This window comes from Caldibacillus debilis DSM 16016 (assembly GCF_000383875.1).
GTDB lineage: Bacteria > Bacillota > Bacilli > Bacillales > Caldibacillaceae > Caldibacillus > Caldibacillus debilis.
This window is the reverse complement of the sequence record NZ_KB912913.1, coordinates 59062-77119: the sequence shown is the minus strand read 5'-3', so window position 1 is coordinate 77119 and position 18058 is coordinate 59062. Positions and strand designations below refer to the sequence as shown.

The 18058-nt window shown below is 52.7% G+C and carries 17 protein-coding genes; 5 read left to right on the top strand and 12 right to left on the bottom strand.

Going from position 1 to position 18058, the window contains the following annotated elements:
• Positions 1 to 328 precede the first annotated feature (328 nt).
• From A3EQ_RS0115040 to A3EQ_RS0115025, 3 genes are all read right to left on the bottom strand, one after another.
• Complete coding sequence (locus A3EQ_RS0115040; protein ID WP_020155982.1) at positions 329 to 955, bottom strand: ribonuclease H1 domain-containing protein; 627 nt, start codon at positions 953 to 955, stop codon at positions 329 to 331.
• 16 nt (positions 956 to 971) lie between these two features.
• A complete protein-coding gene (locus A3EQ_RS0115035; protein WP_026499997.1) occupies positions 972 to 1616 on the bottom strand; it encodes an NUDIX hydrolase in 645 nt (214 codons plus the stop codon).
• Positions 1617 to 1859: 243 nt separating this feature from the next.
• Positions 1860 to 2591, bottom strand: coding sequence for a TraR/DksA C4-type zinc finger protein (locus tag A3EQ_RS0115025; protein ID WP_020155979.1), 732 nt, complete (start codon positions 2589 to 2591; stop codon positions 1860 to 1862).
• 306 nt (positions 2592 to 2897) lie between these two features.
• Here A3EQ_RS0115025 and A3EQ_RS0115020 point away from each other — a divergent pair, with 306 nt between their 5' ends.
• Positions 2898 to 3110 carry a hypothetical protein gene (locus tag A3EQ_RS0115020; RefSeq protein WP_020155978.1) on the top strand — a complete coding sequence of 71 codons (213 nt, stop codon included), beginning with the start codon at positions 2898 to 2900 and terminating at the stop codon, positions 3108 to 3110.
• Positions 3111 to 3225: 115 nt separating this feature from the next.
• Here the strand turns inward: A3EQ_RS0115020 and A3EQ_RS21270 are convergent, their stop codons facing one another.
• From A3EQ_RS21270 to A3EQ_RS0114985, 3 genes are all read right to left on the bottom strand, one after another.
• On the bottom strand, positions 3226 to 3693 hold the full coding sequence (locus tag A3EQ_RS21270; RefSeq protein WP_020155977.1) for a YndM family protein: 468 nt from the start codon (positions 3691 to 3693) through the stop codon (positions 3226 to 3228).
• 276 nt (positions 3694 to 3969) lie between these two features.
• Complete coding sequence (locus tag A3EQ_RS0115000; protein ID WP_020155974.1) at positions 3970 to 4875, bottom strand: cysteine hydrolase family protein; 906 nt, start codon at positions 4873 to 4875, stop codon at positions 3970 to 3972.
• A gap of 503 nt (positions 4876 to 5378) precedes the next feature.
• Positions 5379 to 6092, bottom strand: a complete 714-nt coding sequence (locus A3EQ_RS0114985) for a Crp/Fnr family transcriptional regulator (RefSeq protein WP_020155971.1) — start codon at positions 6090 to 6092, stop codon at positions 5379 to 5381.
• Between the two features lie 145 nt (positions 6093 to 6237).
• On the opposite strand from A3EQ_RS0114985, the gene A3EQ_RS0114975 reads away from it, so the two are divergent.
• Positions 6238 to 6687 (top strand): cupredoxin domain-containing protein, encoded by a 450-nt coding sequence (locus tag A3EQ_RS0114975; protein WP_020155969.1) that lies wholly within the window; start codon positions 6238 to 6240, stop codon positions 6685 to 6687.
• 96 nt (positions 6688 to 6783) lie between these two features.
• Here the strand turns inward: A3EQ_RS0114975 and A3EQ_RS21265 are convergent, their stop codons facing one another.
• Positions 6784 to 7269, bottom strand: coding sequence for a hypothetical protein (locus tag A3EQ_RS21265; RefSeq protein WP_154652888.1), 486 nt, complete (start codon positions 7267 to 7269; stop codon positions 6784 to 6786).
• 312 nt (positions 7270 to 7581) lie between these two features.
• Positions 7582 to 7734, bottom strand: a complete 153-nt coding sequence (locus A3EQ_RS22565; RefSeq protein WP_154652887.1) for a hypothetical protein — start codon at positions 7732 to 7734, stop codon at positions 7582 to 7584.
• A 170-nt stretch (positions 7735 to 7904) separates the two neighbouring features.
• On the opposite strand from A3EQ_RS22565, the gene A3EQ_RS0114955 reads away from it, so the two are divergent.
• Both A3EQ_RS0114955 and A3EQ_RS0114945 read left to right on the top strand, forming a co-directional pair.
• Positions 7905 to 8486, top strand: a complete 582-nt coding sequence (locus A3EQ_RS0114955) for an SCO family protein (RefSeq protein ID WP_026499995.1) — start codon at positions 7905 to 7907, stop codon at positions 8484 to 8486.
• Positions 8487 to 8664: 178 nt separating this feature from the next.
• Positions 8665 to 9216, top strand: a complete 552-nt coding sequence (locus tag A3EQ_RS0114945) for a biotin transporter BioY (protein ID WP_020155963.1) — start codon at positions 8665 to 8667, stop codon at positions 9214 to 9216.
• 263 nt (positions 9217 to 9479) lie between these two features.
• Here the strand turns inward: A3EQ_RS0114945 and A3EQ_RS0114935 are convergent, their stop codons facing one another.
• The 4 genes from A3EQ_RS0114935 to A3EQ_RS0114910 form a co-directional block, all read right to left on the bottom strand.
• Complete coding sequence (locus A3EQ_RS0114935) at positions 9480 to 10946, bottom strand: bifunctional ADP-dependent NAD(P)H-hydrate dehydratase/NAD(P)H-hydrate epimerase (protein ID WP_020155961.1); 1467 nt, start codon at positions 10944 to 10946, stop codon at positions 9480 to 9482.
• Positions 10947 to 10977: 31 nt separating this feature from the next.
• A complete protein-coding gene (locus A3EQ_RS0114930; protein WP_020155960.1) occupies positions 10978 to 11181 on the bottom strand; it encodes a DUF6501 family protein in 204 nt (67 codons plus the stop codon).
• A 997-nt stretch (positions 11182 to 12178) separates the two neighbouring features.
• Entirely contained in the window at positions 12179 to 13453 is a 1275-nt protein-coding gene (gene odhB, locus A3EQ_RS0114915; protein ID WP_020155957.1) for a 2-oxoglutarate dehydrogenase complex dihydrolipoyllysine-residue succinyltransferase, read from the bottom strand.
• 30 nt (positions 13454 to 13483) lie between these two features.
• On the bottom strand, positions 13484 to 16294 hold the full coding sequence (locus A3EQ_RS0114910) for a 2-oxoglutarate dehydrogenase E1 component (RefSeq protein WP_020155956.1): 2811 nt from the start codon (positions 16292 to 16294) through the stop codon (positions 13484 to 13486).
• Positions 16295 to 17285: 991 nt separating this feature from the next.
• On the opposite strand from A3EQ_RS0114910, the gene pxpB reads away from it, so the two are divergent.
• A complete protein-coding gene (gene pxpB / locus A3EQ_RS21260) occupies positions 17286 to 17999 on the top strand; it encodes a 5-oxoprolinase subunit PxpB (protein WP_020155952.1) in 714 nt (237 codons plus the stop codon).
• Positions 18000 to 18058: the final 59 nt, after the last annotated feature.

Below are 18058 nucleotides of genomic sequence, written 5' to 3'. Positions count from 1 at the left end.
TCGGCGCCCCGTCCTCCTTTGAAAAAAAGTTTTTCTCCCTTCCTCCCCGAACAACCCCTTCGGGGAAAAAGCGGCGGCCGGATTCAGGGCAGGAGAAGGCAACGCCGGCAAGCGCCAAAAAAGGCCGCTGAAACGGCTGCGTTGCCCCCTTGTCCGCATGGCTTCTCCGTCCCTTCGCTTTTCAAGCGCCATCCGGGGCTTCCGGCCGGATGATCCGCCCCGAAAGGACCCCGATCCCGCCTGCGGCCGGATTCCGGTCCGAAGGATGACAAGCCCTGCGGCATCTGCCGGTCGAGCGCCGCCGGAAAGAGGAAACGCCGCTCCGCATTCATTTTCTGCCGAAATCGGCGATGTTTTCCCCCCATTCCTCCGTCCGCCACTTGAGGATTTCGTTTTCCCAGTCGTTTTCCCTCAGCCATTTTTCCGCCCGGTGAATCAAATCCCAAATCTTTTCCGTTTCCTTCGTTTTCGGCAAAGACGGGTTCGCCTTTTTCCTTTTCACCCATAAAATGGCGTTTTCCGAATCGGAATAGACCGGATAGGCCAGGTTGTTTTTCTTCAGGTAGCTTAAGGCGTGGACGATGGCCAAAAATTCGCCGATATTGTTCGTCCCGAAAACCGGGCCATAATGGAACAGGATTTGACCGGTCTTCGTATAGACGCCCCGGTATTCCATCGGTCCGGGATTTCCCGTACAGGATGCGTCGACGGTGATGCTCTCTTCGATCCTGTCCGCATGGGAGGGCAGGTTTTTCCCTTCCGTTTCCCTTTTTCCGGCGCCTTCCCCGAGATAAGCCTCCCAGCCGCGGCGGAAGGCCGCTTCCGCCTCTTCTTTGCTCGGGAAGGACTTGTATTTGGCCCCCGGCACGCCTTTCACCTGCGCTTCGCATTCCTTCCAATTGGAAAATACGCCTTTCTTTTTACCGTGCCAAACCACGTAATATTTTTCGCCCAAACCGTTCCCCCCCTAATCACCCGCCGGTTCCTTCCACCGGATCCTCTCCCAAGGCCTGCAGGAACTGATGAAGGATGTAGGCGGTTAATCCCCATATGCAATAATCCTTGTAATAATAAAAAAATTCTTTGACCTTCCTTTCCCGGAAGGGATAATTTTTTCCGCCGGGAATGCGGTCGAAGGGAAAATCTTCTTCCGGGATAGGCCGAAAGGAAACCGTATGCACTTCCGGTTCCGCCTTCCGCAAACAGGAAAGGGGAACGGTAAAAATTTCTTCCACCTCTTCCTCATTCGGCCGGAAGGCCGGAGTACCGCGGAGATTTCCGGCAAAAGGGTAGATGATCCTTCCTTCCAGCGGCTGCACGATGTAATCGAGGGGGTACACGTCCCCGATCGCTGTTTCGGAAATCCCCAGCTCTTCACAAGCTTCCCGGACCGCGGCCCCTTTCGGATCGGGATCCCCTTTTTCCATCCTGCCGCCGGGAAAACAGATGTCCCCCGGCTGGGTTCTCAATTTTCCGGAGCGGACTTCGAAAAGCAGATGGATCTCCCCGTCCCTTTCCAAAAGAGGAACCAGAATCCCGTACACCCGCCATTCCCGTTTGCCGGCCATATCCGGCTTCCGGTTCGCCATCTTCTCCTGAATTTGTTCCCATTTCATGTTCATCCCCACCCTTCGGACACAAAATCTCCGGAACGGACAAACGGGATTGCCGGAGAAAAGGCCGGCGATCGCACATAAAGCCGCAGCCGATTTCCCATATCCTTATCATAATGGATTTGGGGAAGGGGAGGAAAGCTTTTTACAGCCAAAAAAAGAACCCCAGCCGGCAAGGGTTCCCGTGAACGCTATTTTTTCCTTCCTTTTTATCCTATTGCCTTCAGCGCCGCCCCGAGTGAAACGCTATTTTTTTCCTTCCTTTTCATCCTCGTCATAGGGCGACTTTTCCCCGGGGGGCAAATCCCCGAAAACCGTCATGATCCCGTTCTCATCCAAGGCCATTTCGTATTGTTCGTGTCGCCGGTTCGGGTACACGGCCCGCTTTTTCCCTTTGCTGTCATTCCCGATAAAGTTTTCATAGGCTTCCACATATTCCTGGTCCTCGTCAAGGTTTTTAAAGCCGCCGTCCTCCCGCCCTTCGGCCCAATCCGAAGGTGTGTCCGATGTCCCCCATTTGGCCACTTCCCGCAAGGCTTCCCCGCCGTCCCTGGAGATTTTCAAGGACAACCCGACATAGGGTTCTTCCGGGGGGCGTTGATTGGAAATCCGTTGCTCGGGGCTGTGTTCTTTGCAAAACAATGTGGCCGGCAGCGCCTGCAGCCGTTCAAGGGGAATGGGCCGGCGGCAAACCTTGCAGCGGCCGTAATCTCCCCGGTCGATGGCCTTCAGCGCCTCCCCGATTTTTTTCAATTCCTGTTCCGCATGTTCGTTCAGGGACATATCCTTTTCCCTTTCAAACAACTCCGTCCCCGCATCGGCCGGATGGTTGTCGTAGCTGGAAAGCTCGCCGCTCGCTTCGTGGTAAAAACCTTCCTCCAGCTGAAAATGCCGGTTCTGCTTCAGCTGCCTTACCATCCTTTCCTTTTCTTCCGTCAATATCCGTTTAAACTGCTTCAGCTGATCATCGGTTAACATCCGGGACGGCTCCTTTGCAAAATTTTTTTTAGTTTTGGCGCATCGTTTCCCGTTTATGACAGTAAACAATTGGAGGGAGACGGAAAGAAAAGGAATTTCCCGATCTTTTATTTCCCCGGCAAGCGCAAAATATGATCATTTTCGCTAAAAAAGCGTACTTTTTTTGACAAATTCCTTCGCGTTCACCGATTTCCAAACCATTGGCAGTTCTTTTCGGATGATACATCTGATATTTTTCCGATCCGAAACAAAAAATAAAAGTGCGGCAGCTGCAAAATCTTTTGCTTAAGGAGGGATCCTTTGCGGATGAACCGGAAAATGAACCGAAAATCGCTGATGAAGCTCGTCAACCGGAACATGCCGGGGAAACGAAAAAGAGGAAGAATGTGGTGGTCGATCCTCGGCATCGGCATGGGCGGACTGGCCATATACGGCATGACGAGGAAGGGAAACATGACCTTTTTCAAAAATCTGGTGAATAAAATTCCGAAGCAAATGAAAAAAATGCCTGCCGCTTAGCCGCCGACAGGAAAAGGGAAGGGGCCCAAAGCCCCTTCCCTTTTCTGATTTTCCAAAGACACCCTACGAACGGCACCGCTGATCCGGCAACCGCATGATCCGGCGGCACCTCAGTTCAGGTCGGCCGCCGGTTGTGCTCCTCCCTGTTCCGCTGCAGCGGTTCTTCGGCGATTTCCGCATGGTAAACCGGTTTTTTAAGCAGGCGGAATTTCGGTTTTCCTCCCTTGCGGTCCCTTTCCTGAATCACATTTCTTAACAGGTAATAGTGGTAATAAAATTCAAAAATGCTGAGAATGACCGCTGAAATCAATCCTGCGGAACCCATTCCGCGAGGGAAATCCCCGGCGTAATTGCCGAGCGTCCATATGCCTAAAAAAGCCAGGGGAAAATCGGTGAGCGCCGCCGCCCGATTGCCGAAGCGGGGCAACACATAGAGATCCCCCGTGATGTAAAGGCCGGCGGACAGGATCAGGCTGATCAGCACGACGTCTCCCGCCGAAATTTCGTACATAAACCCGAGGACAAAGAGCAAGATCACCGAATAGAAAAGAAACTTGACGAACAGGGCAGCGAAATGTTTCATCGGAACCACCTCCGGTTTTTACTACCATTGTGAACGGCATAAAAAGGATTTATTCGGTTACCGTTCATTTTTTTGGAAAACCGGGGCGGTTTTCGCCGCTTCCGTGCCGCTAAAATGATGAACGTGCCCGGCGCGATGAAAAATCCGGCCCTTCAAGCGGATTTACCGGTCCCTTTCGCCCAAAAAAAAGCGGCCGGTTTCCGGAGGAATCGGCCACGGATCCCAATTTCCCCGGCGGCTGCCTCCCAGGCCATTTCGGTGCGCGTTCACGGATCGTTAAAGGGACCATTCCGCCGAATTGACGAGGTGGACGCCGTAATCGCGGGAAAGCCTCCGATAAGCCTCTTCCGTCGCTTCTTCAAAGCCGAGAATCGGGCTCATGCAGTCCTCCAGGCAATAAATCTTCGAAGCCGGCTCTTCCTTTTCGGCGAAGTATTCGACCAGCTGCCAAAGGGATTCCAGGACGCAGTGGGATTTCGCTTCCCCGGCGACGACGATTTGATCGTATTTTCTCAGTTCCTCCAGCAAGGCGTCGTTCCTTGCCCCCGTCGGATCATATTCCGCTCTGAAGATGCCGTACATCTCCGTCGTCGGTTTTTGCCCCTTGACGATCCGTTTCACATCCGATCCCCGGCAGAGGGAATGGAAATACACCATATTGGCCAGCTGCCCTTCGAGGGCGCAGCCGAAAGTGCCTTCGAGGCAATGGTAAGGCCAGATCACGAGCTGTTTTTTCCCGGACCGTTCCAGATTTTTCACATATTCCACGCTGATTTCTTTTTCGAATGCCGGCAGCCATTTTCCTTCTTCCACATCCCGCGCCGTTATAACGGTGAAAGGCTCCGGATGATTGCCATTCCGGTCCGTCCACCAGGACGGATGGAAGATTTGATGGACGTGGTGGGTGTCCAAAGACACGGCGATATCGGTAATTTTTTCGAAATTCCGGTAGATAAACCGCAGCGTATTGACAACGTCCCCGTGGGAGTTGGGGACCGCCAGTTCACCGTTTTCCATGAAATCGTTTTGCATATCGATGAGAAGAAGGAGGACCTTTTTTTCGTCCTGAACAGCCGGTTTGACATCGGCTTTTTGCGCCAGGAAAAACAGCTCATTGGTCCTTTTTCCGCCGCCCTTCCCGATCTGGTCCAAGGATACGATTTGTTCAAAGGGTATCTTCATATGCCATCCTCCGAATATACGGTTTGTCATGATTTTACCATATTTTCGGAAGATTTTCCCGGACCGGACGAAGGTTTTTCCGCCATCATCCCCCGCTTGTTTGCAGCCATGCGTTCCCGCATTTTCCGCTTTTCACCAAAAAAAAGAGGCCATCTCCGGATCGGCGCCGCGCTTCTTCAAAGACATTTTGACCATCAACATCAACCAGAAATCGTCTTCAAGATGCCCCGACACCCTTCCGCCCGATAATCGCACCGCCGAACGGGCCAAAACCGGAAGGATTCCTCCGTCAAAAGGGAACATTGCCAAGGCCCGATTCCGAAAAAAGCGAAAGGGCCTTCGCCGCCGCAAAACCCGCATCTTGTAAAAAACCGATTTGTCAAAAAACCGAGTTGTCCTGGGGGGAGCTATCGGCGGCAGTTCCCCCGCCGGGATCCTCCCCGGCAAAAGGACAGACCTGACCCGAAAAGGACGAAATTTTCGGCCGCCTGCTCGGGATCCCTTCACGATTCAGTCTCTCCTTCCCGTCCCGGGTCCAATTCCTTCGCCAACTTTTCCCGGTTGACGATGTAAAAGGCGCCGGTATCGTCGTGGAAAACGATGTTCTTCCGTTTTAAACCGGAAAAGGTCCGGCTCACCGTCTCCCTCGTCGTGCCGATGATTTGGGCCATTTCTTTATGGGACAGGGGAATCCTTAGCCGCACTTTCTCTCCGCCGAGGTTTTCCCCGTATTGTTCCGTCAGCCGCAAAAGCAATTTCGCCACTTGCTCATAGGCATTGTTTGACAATTGATCTTCAAGGCGGTTTTGCAGTTCCATGATTTTCTTTTCCAACGTCCGGAACAGTCTGATGCAAAGTTCGCCATGTTTCAAGATAAGGGTTTCAAAATCTTCCAGCAGGAAATAGGCCAATTCCGCTTCCTGAACGGCCACGGCGTTTCCGGGATAGGAAATTTTTTGGAAAAACCCGGTATGGGGGAACAGCTCCCCTTCGTTCAATACGGAAAGGATTTGTTCCCGGCCTTTCGCATCGGTCCGGTAGATCTTCACGATCCCCCCGATGATGAAGTACACCGCCAGCTGTTCTTCCCCGTGGAAAAAAATATGATCGCCCTTCCGAAAGGTTTTTATTTGAGCGTTTGTTTCCAAATCCGCCAATATTTCCTCAGGCAAGTCAACAAAAAGGCAATGCCGCTTTAGTTTGGCTTTCAGTTCCATGTTCCCCACCCGTTTTCAAACCGTCATCTTGGTTCATTATTTTAACAGATTTTTGATAGGAAAAATTTTATTCTTCCGCAAGGATAAATATGCCCCGGCCCGTGCATAGAATAGGATGGACAGGTTTTTTCGGGAGGGAAAAAGCATGGGATTTTTTTCAATCAACGGGAAAGTTTTCCGAAAAGTTTTGTTGGCGGGATTGTTCGTGATCGCGGCGGCGGTCTGGTATTCCTTTCAGGCAAAAACCATCCCCGTTTTTCAGGCGGAGGAAGAACAGATCCGGGAAATCACCATCGTTACCAATGAAATTGCCGCCGAAACGGAAGACGGAAAAAAATTGGAGGTTTACCGTTGGGATCCGGGAACGATCTATGTCCGGAAAGGGGAAAAGGTCCGTCTGCGCTTTTTCGGCATCAAAGGGGAGGAGCATTCCTTCATGATCGAAGGAACGGACGTGCAAGGAACGGTAAAAAAGGGAAAGGAGACGGTGATCACCGCCCGATTCGACAAAAAGGGGATCTATCCCTTGATCTGCATCACCCATCATGACCATGAACGTCAGGGGCCGATGGTCGCCTATATCGTCGTCGATTAGGCGAAACCATCCCTGAGCCAGGCGGAAGGTTTGTGATCGCGGCGGCTGACCATTCCCGTTTGCCGGGCGGGAAGAAATCCCCTGTTCTTTTAAAAATTATTCCAATTCTGCAACAAATGTATAAGAAGCCTCGCCGTTCGGCCATGTGGCAGCAACTTCATAAATATATTTGCCCGGCTTTGACGGAAGGGTCAGCCGATTTCCATCCCGCACCTCAACCTCCCGCTCCATTCCTCCTTCGTTCCATAAGCAGACCGCGATTTGAGGGTTTCTTTCAATGATGATGATAATTTCTTCACCAGGTTTTAATGGGATGGCGCTCATCTTCCCGGCCATTTCATACGGCGTTGCGTACTCGACCAATACAGCTTCTATTATTTTTGGACTGACGGGCTTTTCCCATTGATATCTCCCTCTTTTCATTTCATATTTGGTTCCGTTTGCTTCAATAAAGGCTTTGACGGACGGAGTAAATATTTCATGTTCATTTTTTCTTCCTTTCGTAACCACTCCATTCGAACAGCCGACAATCCAAATCATTAAAAAAATACAAAGAAAATAAAAGAACGGGTTATTTTTCAAAAGACACTCCCCCTTTTCCATTAGACGGGGATGATAAAACGGTCGTTTCTTTTCGGAACGCCGAAATCCGGACAGGGGAATGGCGTTTCAGGGGATGAACATTCCTTCTTGACCGAAGGAAGAAAAGGGCCAATACGGCCAAAAGCGGAAAGGAGGCGGTGATTTCCCGTCCATTCGGCGAAACAGGCACCGGCATCACCCATCGCGGCCATGAACGGCAGGGATCGGGGCCGCCTTTCTCGGATTAACGGGGAATCCGTGAACCGGACGGTGCTGCCGATCGGGAAAAAGGGCGGATGTGGCGCCCTTTTCCTATTTTCCGCCCTTCTTTTTCTTTTCCGCCAAACGATCGGCGGTGCCTTCGGAAAATTGGTCGTTGAATAGCTTTTGCGTCTCCGCCAATCCTTCCGAAATCTCTTCAACATATTCGCCCGCGCCGGGTTCTTTCCGTTTTTCTTTTTTCATTCCCATCCACTCCTTTTCCGCAGATTATTTGTATTATCCCTTCAGTTCCATCTCCCTATCCTGCCGTTTCCTGCCGGCATCGGGAGGAATGCGGGCAATTCACCTGATTGTTAAAAATGTGGAAGAAATTTTTCGGCTTTTTTTGTATGCTTGATGTAGGGGGAGATGATATGAAAAAAATATACTGGATCAGCGCGCTGGCCATGTTGCTCATCATGGCGGCGGGCATCGGCTATTTCATCTATCGGGACCATTCCGCCCGGATCCCGAAGGATATCCGCTTGGAAACGAGCGATGGAGAGGTTTACGATTTCGGAAAATCCGAAAAGAAGATCAAGTTATTGGAATTCATCTATACGAACTGCCCGGATGTCTGTCCGATCACGACGCAAAGAATGGTGCATTTGAAAAAGCAGCTGGAAGAACGGAATTTGTACGGGAAAAGGATCCAGTTTATCACGATCACCATCGATCCTTACCGGGATACGCCGGACGTGATGAAAAAATATGCGGAGGCCTTCGGCGTGGCGGATGATGAAAACTGGTTTTTCTTAACCGGGGACCGCAAAGAAATCCAGAAAATTGCCGACACGTTCCAATTCCAGTACCGGGACCCCGGAAACGGCTTTTATATCCATTCGACCTTTTTCTATGTGCTGGACGAGCGCAACCGTTATTTGAAAAAATTCCCGATGGGGGAACGGTTTGACACCCGGGAAGTTTTGGAATATCTCGAAAAGGTCAGTTCGTAAAGGGGAATGGAAACCGAAAAGACGAAGAACGGCCCTGTCAAGGGCCATTTCAAACAAGGGAGGACATCCCTTCTTTTTTTTTGCATTGACCGGATCCTCCCCGGCCGTTATAATGGAACAAGAAATGTTAACCATTTTTAATTAAAGGTTAACAATTAGGAAATGGGGGTTTCTGGGTATGAAATTGAAACATTGGATTCTCGCTGCCTTGTTTGCCGCCATGATCGGAGTGCTGGCGCAGGTCACCATCCCTCTCCCGCTCGTCCCGATCACCGGGCAGACGCTGGCCATCGGGCTCTGCGCAACGATCCTCGGCTCCAAGTTGTCCACCCTGGCGGTCGTTCTCTATTGCCTGTTGGGATTGGCCGGCGCCCCCGTCTTTGCCAATCTGCATGCCGGGCCCTCGGTTCTTTTCGGGCCGACGGGCGGATACATCTTCGGTTTCATTCCTACCGCTTACATAACGGGGATCATCCTTGAAAAAACATCCTTCCGGCTGCCGCAGGCGCTGCTGGCCAATACGGCGGGGATGTTCATCCCGTTAGCGACCGGTACGGTCTGGCTGAAGTGGGCGGCGGATTTGGAATGGGATGAAGCCCTGCTTTCCGGTTTCGTTCCCTTTCTCCTGCCGGGGATCCTGAAAGCGGCCATCGCCGCCTGGCTGGGGATAGAAGTCCGGAAACGGCTCATCCAGGCGAAGGTTTTGGAGGAAACGGGAGCGCAAGGCTGAAGAAAAGGAATCGGGATGACCCGCGGGCCGGAGTCCGTATGCGAAAAACTTTTGGCCGGGAATTGGTGAAAACCGTCGGCAAGGGTTCTCGTCCGCGGGATGCGGAGCCGGCGGCGTTCTTGGTTCTTTGGAGGATCCTGTCCGTTCGGCCGGCGGCCGCCTTTCGATGAAAAAGAAAACGGGCGGCCGCTGTTTTCCTTCAGCAGGGGACCCAGAGGAATCGGGACGCAAAAAAAAAGAGGGCTCGCCGCCCCAGATAGCCCTCAATATGATCCGTTTTCTTCCGTTTCCGCCAGCGAACGGAGGACCCGGCCGATCGTTGCGGAGATTTCCCCCGCCATGATCGCCCGTTCGCTCTCTTCCTTCAGCAATTCGTCGGCGCACAACCCGTGAAGATAAACCGCATTGGCTACGGCGGCCACCGGATCCGGCTCGCTGGCCACCAGTCCGAGGATCATGCCCGTCAAGGCGTCTCCGGAACCTCCCTTGGCCAGCCCGGGGTTTCCCGTCAAGTTGACGAATCCCGTGCCGTCGGGCAAGGCGATCACCGTATCCTTCCCTTTCAATACGACGATCATTCCGTTTCGGACGGCGAAATCGCTTGCCACCTTGATCCGGTTCCGTTGGATCTCTTCCACCTTCAATCCCGTCAACCGGGCCATTTCCCCGGGATGGGGGGTGATGACCGTCGGCGCCTTCCGCTTCGTCCAGTTCCGCGGCTGCAGCGCGCCGGCATCCAGGACGAGGGGGATCTCCTTCGGCCAGATTTCCGTCAAAAACCGTTCGATGAAGTCCGCATCGGCAATCCCCGGTCCGACCGCCACCGCGTCCACTCCTTCGGGAAGCCGCAGGGCTTCCCCGCTTTGATGGTTGATCTGCCAATAGGTGGCTTCCGGCAATCGGGGAGAAACGATGGAAGCGGCATATTTCGTCGTGCCGATCATTAATTTTCCGATCCCGACCCGCATCGCCGCGGATCCCGCCAGGATGGCGCATCCGGGCATTTCGTCCGATCCGGCCACCAAAAGGCCGGTGCCGAAGCTGCCCTTATGGGAAAAGGGATCCCTTCTTTTTAATGTCCGCCGGACATCTTCCCTTCCCCATACCCGCCATTTGGAAGAATGGGGCAGCCCGATATCGAGAACGCTGATTTTTCCGTAATATTTGCCGGAAGGATACAAAAAGGCGGAGGGTTTATAGCCGTGCAACGTGAAGGTGATGTCCGCCCGAAAGGCCTCCTCCGCTTCTCCGGAATCCGCCGTGACCCCGGTGGGCAGATCGACGGCAAGGCGCAGGGCGTTTTGGGCGTTGCACCAGGAAAGGACTTCCGCCACATCCTTCTTCAACGGGAGTTTCGTCCCGACGCCCAGCATCGCGTCCACGATGACGTCGTACCGCCCGTCTTTTTCCCACGTCGTCCCGTAAGGGAAATGAAGGTTCCGGTAATAGCGGAAATGTTCCGCCGCCGCTTCCGCCTTCGGCAAACCGAAAGGAAACACGAGTTCGGCATCGTAGCCGAATTGGCGGAAATACCGGGCGAGGACGATCCCGTCCCCGCCGTTGTTTCCCCTGCCGCATAAGACCAGGATCCGGTCGGTCTGCCGGACATATTGCCGCATGGCATAAAACAGGCTTCTTCCGGCTGTTTCCATCAACGCGTTGACCGAAAGTCCGTTCTTAGCCGCATTGGCATCGGCCGCATGGATTTCTTCCTCGCGGTAAATATGCATGGATCTTCATCCCTTTTTGGAAATTCGCGGATTACGCTTCCGTAAAATAATCCTTGTAATAGCCCCCGACCTTTCCGAGATTGTCGACAATAAAATAAAATTCCTCGGTTTCATTTTTCACTTCATACACTTTCCCCGGCGTCAAAACCCGGTCGACGGTATATTTTTTTGCGTTCGTATGGACGCATTTGACTTTTTTGACCGGGGGAAGTTCCGCCCAGCGCGTATGGATCATGCTTTTCCCTCCTTTACCAATTCCATTATAAAAAACCGCAGCCCGCCGTTCAATGAAAGCCGGAGATTTGTTTGTGACAAGTTTGAAGCGGAAAAACGGAAAACCATGGGCAGATTCCGAATCGTTTCGATGGGTTGAACAGCCCTTTTATTTTTCCTTCTGTCCAGATCCGTCAAGGCCGGCTTCCCGCTGAAAAATTCACCGAAAACCGATTCCCGTTTTATAAGGGGGGATGACGCCGCTTGCCGCAACTGTGACAAAATTTATCATGCAAAATGACAGGGGCGACCGCTGAATCAAACACCGAACCGCCGAAGAACAGTGCGTCTTTATTATTTTTTTCCAAGGTTTTCTATAGACTCTTCATTCGCTCCATCAAGCTTATCTGAAGCTTCCTCGGCGGGGAGCAAAACGTACTTGTCGTTTACTTTTTGCTAGGCAGCGTTTACTTCCTTCGAATCCACGTAATATGGAAGCCAAATGAATTCGCCTTTGTTATAAACTGCGCTGCCCCATTTCTTTTTATTTCGGGTTTATTCTCACTTTTTAGCCGCTCATTTTCCAATTCAATGACTTGATTGATGGCAGAATCATATTTCTTTTTGGATCGCTTTCGATTTTTCATAATCATCTTTGCAGGCTGACAAAAAACTCAAGGAAAGGATAAGGACAACCAAGGTTTTCATCTCATTCCGCACGTCATTCTAAATAATATGAATTTTTCAGAAAACAACCGATCTAATTTCTTTCAATATTCAGCCCATTTTCGTTCGAGTTAAGATGGCTTTTCTTGCATGTGTTCACCTTCTGTCCGTGCTGCATCCAAGGATCGCGAATGCTGTATTGGGCACAAATAAATCGAAAAGGCGGGAGTCCCCGGCCGGAAACAGTCCCTTTCGGGACTGCCCCGCTTCCCGGATGACGCATCTGCGTCGGGGTACGCAAAAAGCCGCCCGAAAAGGCAAAGCTTTTCAGGCGGCACCCGGATGTGAAGCAATCAGCCTTCCAGCAGCAATTGTTCCGGATCTTCGATCAGTTCCTTCACTTTGACCAGGAATCCGACCGCTTCCTTGCCGTCGACGATGCGATGGTCGTAGGACAGGGCGATATACATCATCGGCCGGATTTCGATCCGTTCGTCGTCGATGGCGACCGGCCGTTTTTGGATCTTATGCATGCCCAAAATCCCGACTTGGGGGCCGTTTAATATCGGGGTGGACATCAGCGAACCGAACACGCCCCCGTTCGTAATCGTAAACGTTCCGCCCTGCAAATCTTCGAGGGACAATTTATTTTCCCGGGCCTTTGCGGCCAGATGGGCAATATCCCTTTCAATTTCGGCGAAGTTTTTCTTGTCCGCATCCCGGACGACCGGGACGACGAGCCCCTGGTCGGTGGAGACGGCGATGCCGATGTCGTAAAATTTTTTCACGATAATTTCATCGCCGACGATTTCCGCGTTCAGGAGCGGATATTTTTTCAAGGCGGCGACAACGGCCTTCGTGAAGAAGGACATGAAGCCCAAACGGACCTCGTATTCTTCGTAAATCTTTTCTTTCCTGCGCTTGCGGATTTCGATGACGCGGGACATATCCACCTCGTTGAAGGTGGTCAGCATGGCCGCGGTGTGCTGCACTTCCACGAGGCGTTTGGCGATCGTCTGCCGGCGCCGGGACATCTTCATGATTTCCACCGGTTTGCCTTGCGGAGAAATTTGCGCAGGACCGGCGCTTTCCGCGGCCTTTTCCCGGGGCGCTTCCTGCCGGGCGGAAACGTCGAGCAAATCATGTTTTCTCACCCGGCCCAGAGGATCGGCGGGAGCGATTTGCGTCAAGTCGATGCCCTTCTCCCTGGCCAATTTCCGGGCCGCCGGCGTGGCGATCGGCCGCTGGGCCGGCGGGACTTCCTCTTTCTTTTCCACGGCTTGCGCTTTCTCAGGCTCCGCCGCAGGGACTTGCGCTTTTTCAGGTTCCTTGGCAGGCGCAGGCGCCTTTTCCGCTTCCGCCGCTTTCTCAGCCGGCTCAGCCGGCGCCCCGCTTCCTTCGGCGACAACGGCGATCGGATCGCCGACCTTCACCGTATCCCCTTCCCGAAACAGAAGCTCCCGTATGACGCCCGTCTCTTCCGAGATCAAATCCACGTTGACTTTATCCGTCTCCAGCTCCGCGACGGCCTCGCCTTTTTGAACGAAATCTCCCGGTTTTTTCAGCCACTTGGATATGGTGCCCTCTGTGATCGATTCCGCCAACGGAGGTACTTTAATTTCTGCCACTGGTTAAATCTCCTTTCAATTTACGAAAAATTATTTTGTGAAAGCTTCCTGAAGGATCCTCGTCTGTTCCATCTTATGGGCGAGCGGATCCCCTTCCGCAGTGCTCGACCTTCTTCTTCTTCCCACGTAGACCACGTCGACGCCGTCTTTCGCCAATACGTTCAGCCTGGGTTCGACGAAATTCCAGGCGCCCATATTTTTCGGTTCTTCCTGCACCCAAACCATTTCTTTGACGTTCGGGTATTGTTCCAGGAACCGGGCGATCTCCTTCATCGGGAACGGGTACAGTTCTTCCACCCGCAGGATGTGGAACCAGCTTTTGTCCTCGATTTCTTCCAGCTTTTCCGCCAAATCGATGGCAATCTTCCCGGAGCAAAGGATCAGGCGGCGGACCTTTTCCGGTTCCGTTCCCAATCCGGGCTGCGGGAGGACCGGATGGAATTTCCCTTCCGAAAGATCCTCGAGGCCCGACATGGCAAGGGGATGCCTGAGCAGGCTTTTCGGCGCCATGATAACCAGCGGACGGACTTCCTCCTTAAGAAGAATCTTCGCTTGCCGGCGCAAAATATGGAAGTACTGGGAGGATTTCGTCATATTGGCTACCGTCCAGTTGTTTTCCGCCGCGAGCGACAAATATCTTTCCAGGCGGGCGCTGGAATGTTCCGGACCCTGCCCTTCATAGCCGTGGGGCAGAAGCATGACGAGCCCCGATTTTTGCCCCCATTTCGCCCTTCCCGATGAGATGAACTGGTCGATGATGACCTGGGCGGAGTTGGCAAAATCGCCGAACTGGGCCTCCCATAACACGAGGGTCTCCGGCGCATAGACATTGTAGCCGTATTCGAACCCGAGGACGCTCACTTCCGACAGCGGGCTGTTGTGAATGGCGAAGGACGCCTTGCCGCCCGCAATGTAATGGAGGGGAGAGAACGTCTTCCCGGAATTGACATCATGCAGGACGAGATGCCGTTGGGCAAAGGTTCCCCTTTCCGAATCCTGTCCGGTCAGCCGGATCGGAATCCCTTCCTTCAAAATCGTGGCGAAGGCGAGGGCCTCGGCGTGGGCCCAGTCGATTTTGTTTTCCTTCAGCGCCCCGGAACGCCGTTTTAAAATCCGTTCTAGCTTTTGGAACACCTGGAAGCCTTGCGGCCATTCCAGAAGTTCCTCGTTCAGTTTCACCAGCTCTTCCTTGGGGACCGTCGTATCCACTTCGGGGATTCCGTTTTCTACGCATTTCGGAGGGTCCAGGTCGATTTTTTCTTCCCTTGGTTTCGGCACCCGGTCGTAGGCGGTTTTCAATTTTTTCTCGACTTCTTTGTAATACCGGTCGGCCGTCTCGGGATTCAGGATTCCCTCTTCCATCAGCTTTTTGCCGTAAAGTTCGCGGACGGTCGGATGGTTGTGGATCGTCCGGTACATCAACGGATTGGTGGCCATCGGTTCATCCATCTCATTGTGCCCGTACCGGCGGTATCCGATCAGGTCGATGAGAAAATCTTTTTTAAAGGTTTGCCGGTACAAAACCGCCAATCGGGCTGCGGCGATCACCGCTTCCGGATCGTCGGCGTTCACGTGGACGACGGGGATGTCAAATCCCTTCGCCAGGTCGCTTGCGTACAGGGTCGACCGGGAATCTTCGCTTTCCGTCGTAAAGCCGATCATATTGTTGGCGATGATATGGATCGTCCCCCCGGTCTGATAGCCCCTCAGCCGGCTCAAGTTCAGCGTCTCCGCCACGACCCCCTGGCCGGGGAAGGCGGCGTCGCCGTGGATCAGGATGGAAAAAGATCTCTGGACATCCTGTTTCGGGTATCCCGGCATCGTCCGGTCTTCCTGGGCGGCGCGGGTATAGCCGCAGACGACGGGATTGACATATTCCAAGTGGCTCGGGTTGTTCGCCAAAGTGATCCGCGCCCGCACCGTCTGATTTTCCATCAGCCGGCGGTCCAATCCCAAATGGTATTTCACGTCCCCGGTCCAGCCGAAGGTGATGCCGATGGAGCCTTCCGAAGGCACCAGTTCCTTGTTCGGGGCATGGGAAAATTCGGCGAAAATCATCTCATAAGGTTTGCCCAATACGTGGGCGAGCACGTTCAAGCGGCCGCGGTGGGCCATGCCGATATTGATGTTTTTTGTGCCGCCCTTCACCGATTCGGATATAATTTCATCCAACAAAGGGATCAGGGTGTCGACGCCCTCGATGGAAAACCGTTTTTGCCCGACGAAGGTCCGGTGAAGGAATTGTTCGAAGGCTTCCACCTCCGTCAAGCGCTGATAGACGGCCTTCTTTTTTTCCGGCGTCAGTTCCGGATGAAACCGGCCGGATTCCACCATTCCGTACAGCCAATCTTTTTCTTCCGCCCGCTGGATATGGTCAAATTCATAAGTGATTTTTCCGCTGTAGATTCGTTTCAAATAACGGACGGCCTCCAGCGCATTGGAAAAACGGCCGGGAAGATTCGCGGAGATGACCGAAGCGGGCATGGCGCGCAAATCCGCTTCCGTCAGCTGAAATTTCCCTTCATCCAACAGATCCGCCTGTTTTTTCTCCGTCTCGAGCGGATTGATGTTTCCCGCCAAGTGGCCGAAGGAGCGGATATAATCGGCGTATTTGGACGCGAGCAATATTTTTTCCCAATTCCCCTCTGCAGCCTCAATTTTTCTCTCTTCCGCTGTTCCGTCAACGAACGGAGGCCCCCACTTGTCAAACAGCTCCTTCAGCGCCGGATCCACCGAACCGGGATCTTCCAAGTACAGATCGTACATTTCCATAATGTAGCCGATGTTTGGACCGTGAAATTCACCCCAAGGGTTTTGGGGGCTGCCGTTAAGACTGGTCATGACAATACCCTCCATGTTTTTTGTAGGACAAATCATCCTTTTCAATGTGCAAACGGTGAAAAATTATATTAACAAAGTTTTAACCGTTTCCAATTTTCCCTGCCAAGTTTTTCCGCCGAAAAAGCCGGAAACGGCTGACCTTTAAAAAATGAAAAAATGATGAATCCCCGTCGGCCAAAAGACAGAGCATTTATATAGGAAATTATTTCATTTTCCAATATAATCTTACTACTTATCTAATAAAAATCAATAGAAATGTCAAAATTTAGACAAAAAGTTTTCCCAATAAACCGTTGACAGCGGGAATATTTTTCCTGCGGAGGGCTTCCTTGCCGACGCAGCCGGCGTCAGACCGGAAACGGAGACGGTATTCTGCCGGAAACGGGACGTTCATTCCTTCGAAAAGGGAAACTCCTCCCCGGCAATCCCCCTTTCCTCCCCGCGCGAAAACGGCCGCCTCAAACGGCGGACGGGGATTCCTGCCCGAAGACGGGAAAGAAAACGGAGGGGACCGGTTTCAAAAAGCCGTCGGGAGAGACCGCGGTGACCACGGCCTTGAACCGGGGGCGGGACGCGCCCCCGCAGGGCATGCCCTCCCGCCTTTTATGACCGCCGCCGGGACAGGCAGGGAACGGTCCGATCCGGCCGGAAGATCCGCAAAAGGGGAACGGCGAGAAACGGCTTCGGAACGGAACGGGCCTAACCCCGGGATCTTCGCACCCGTTCAAATACCACCCTTCATCCCCTGCGCCGGCTCCCGAAAATCCTTCCGGCTTTTCTATCCGGCATCGATCGGCTTCAGCCTTAAGGCCTTGAGGCGAAGCGCGGCGGATCTTGGCTGAAGGCCTCTTGAATTTGATGGAAATGAGAAGTAAAATAAAAAATGTTTCAACATATTTTATTTTTTCTTCCGAAAAAAAGAGACAACGGATTTGGATGCTCCCGCGGATCCGGACGGCCTTGGCAAACCGAAATGAGCTCGAGGTGAAACATGAATACCGGATACACCATTTACTCCATTTTCGACGATTCGGTCATCGTTATGTTCGAAGGGGATTTTTCAAGGGAAACGGTCCGAAAGATGTATCACGCCGCGAGAAAAATGAACGAACGGATGCTGCCGGGCATATCGGAGATCGTCCCTTCCTTTACGACGCTCACCGTCTATTATGATCCGGAGAAGGTCGGAGGCAAAAATCCGGAAGAAACCGTGCAGAATTGGATCCAAAACATCATGGAGGAAACGGATGCCGCCGTAAAAGATGAAGCGCGGCGGATCCAACTGCCGATCTGCTACGACCCGGAAATCGCCCCCGATCTGATGAAAGTCGCCAAACAAAACCGGCTGTCCGTGGACGAGATCATCCAAATCCACACGAACGAACAATATTTCATCTCCTTCATCGGGTTCAGCCTGCACATCCCGTTTATCGGGGGAAACAACCATCGGATCGCCGTGGAAAAGAAATTGACGCAAAATATCCATCTTCCCGTCGGATCTGTCGGGATCAGCGAATCGAAAACGGGGATCTATCCCGTCAAAACGACTGGGGAATGGCAAATTATCGGCAGGACGCCGCAAAACATCTTCCAAAAAATCGTTTCCTTCGGCCAACCCGGTGATGAAGTCAGATTTATCCCCATCCCGTTGGATACCTTTGCGGAATTGTGCCATCATCCGGATGATTGGGAATTCGCCGTTTGACTTTGGCGCTTTTCCCTTTTTGCGAAGAAAGAAAGCGATTTCACCAAAAGGGCCGTTTT

Excerpts from the sequence above, each read along its gene's own strand:
- A3EQ_RS0114945 (WP_020155963.1), top strand. The coding sequence starts at position 8,665 with ATGAAATTGAAACATTGGATTCTCGCTGCCTTGTTTGCCGCCATGATC.
- A3EQ_RS22565 (WP_154652887.1), bottom strand. The coding sequence starts at position 7,734 with ATGAAAAAAGAAAAACGGAAAGAACCCGGCGCGGGCGAATATGTTGAA.
- A3EQ_RS21270 (WP_020155977.1), bottom strand. The coding sequence starts at position 3,693 with ATGAAACATTTCGCTGCCCTGTTCGTCAAGTTTCTTTTCTATTCGGTG.
- A3EQ_RS0114985 (WP_020155971.1), bottom strand. The coding sequence starts at position 6,092 with ATGGAACTGAAAGCCAAACTAAAGCGGCATTGCCTTTTTGTTGACTTG.
- A3EQ_RS0114955 (WP_026499995.1), top strand. The coding sequence starts at position 7,905 with ATGAAAAAAATATACTGGATCAGCGCGCTGGCCATGTTGCTCATCATG.
- A3EQ_RS0115000 (WP_020155974.1), bottom strand. The coding sequence starts at position 4,875 with ATGAAGATACCCTTTGAACAAATCGTATCCTTGGACCAGATCGGGAAG.
- A3EQ_RS0115020 (WP_020155978.1), top strand. The coding sequence starts at position 2,898 with ATGAACCGGAAAATGAACCGAAAATCGCTGATGAAGCTCGTCAACCGG.
- pxpB (WP_020155952.1), top strand. The coding sequence starts at position 17,286 with ATGAATACCGGATACACCATTTACTCCATTTTCGACGATTCGGTCATC.
- A3EQ_RS0114930 (WP_020155960.1), bottom strand. The coding sequence starts at position 11,181 with ATGATCCATACGCGCTGGGCGGAACTTCCCCCGGTCAAAAAAGTCAAA.
- A3EQ_RS0114935 (WP_020155961.1), bottom strand. The coding sequence starts at position 10,946 with ATGCATATTTACCGCGAGGAAGAAATCCATGCGGCCGATGCCAATGCG.
- A3EQ_RS0114910 (WP_020155956.1), bottom strand. The coding sequence starts at position 16,294 with ATGACCAGTCTTAACGGCAGCCCCCAAAACCCTTGGGGTGAATTTCAC.
- A3EQ_RS0114975 (WP_020155969.1), top strand. The coding sequence starts at position 6,238 with ATGGGATTTTTTTCAATCAACGGGAAAGTTTTCCGAAAAGTTTTGTTG.
- A3EQ_RS0115035 (WP_026499997.1), bottom strand. The coding sequence starts at position 1,616 with ATGAAATGGGAACAAATTCAGGAGAAGATGGCGAACCGGAAGCCGGAT.
- A3EQ_RS0115025 (WP_020155979.1), bottom strand. The coding sequence starts at position 2,591 with ATGTTAACCGATGATCAGCTGAAGCAGTTTAAACGGATATTGACGGAA.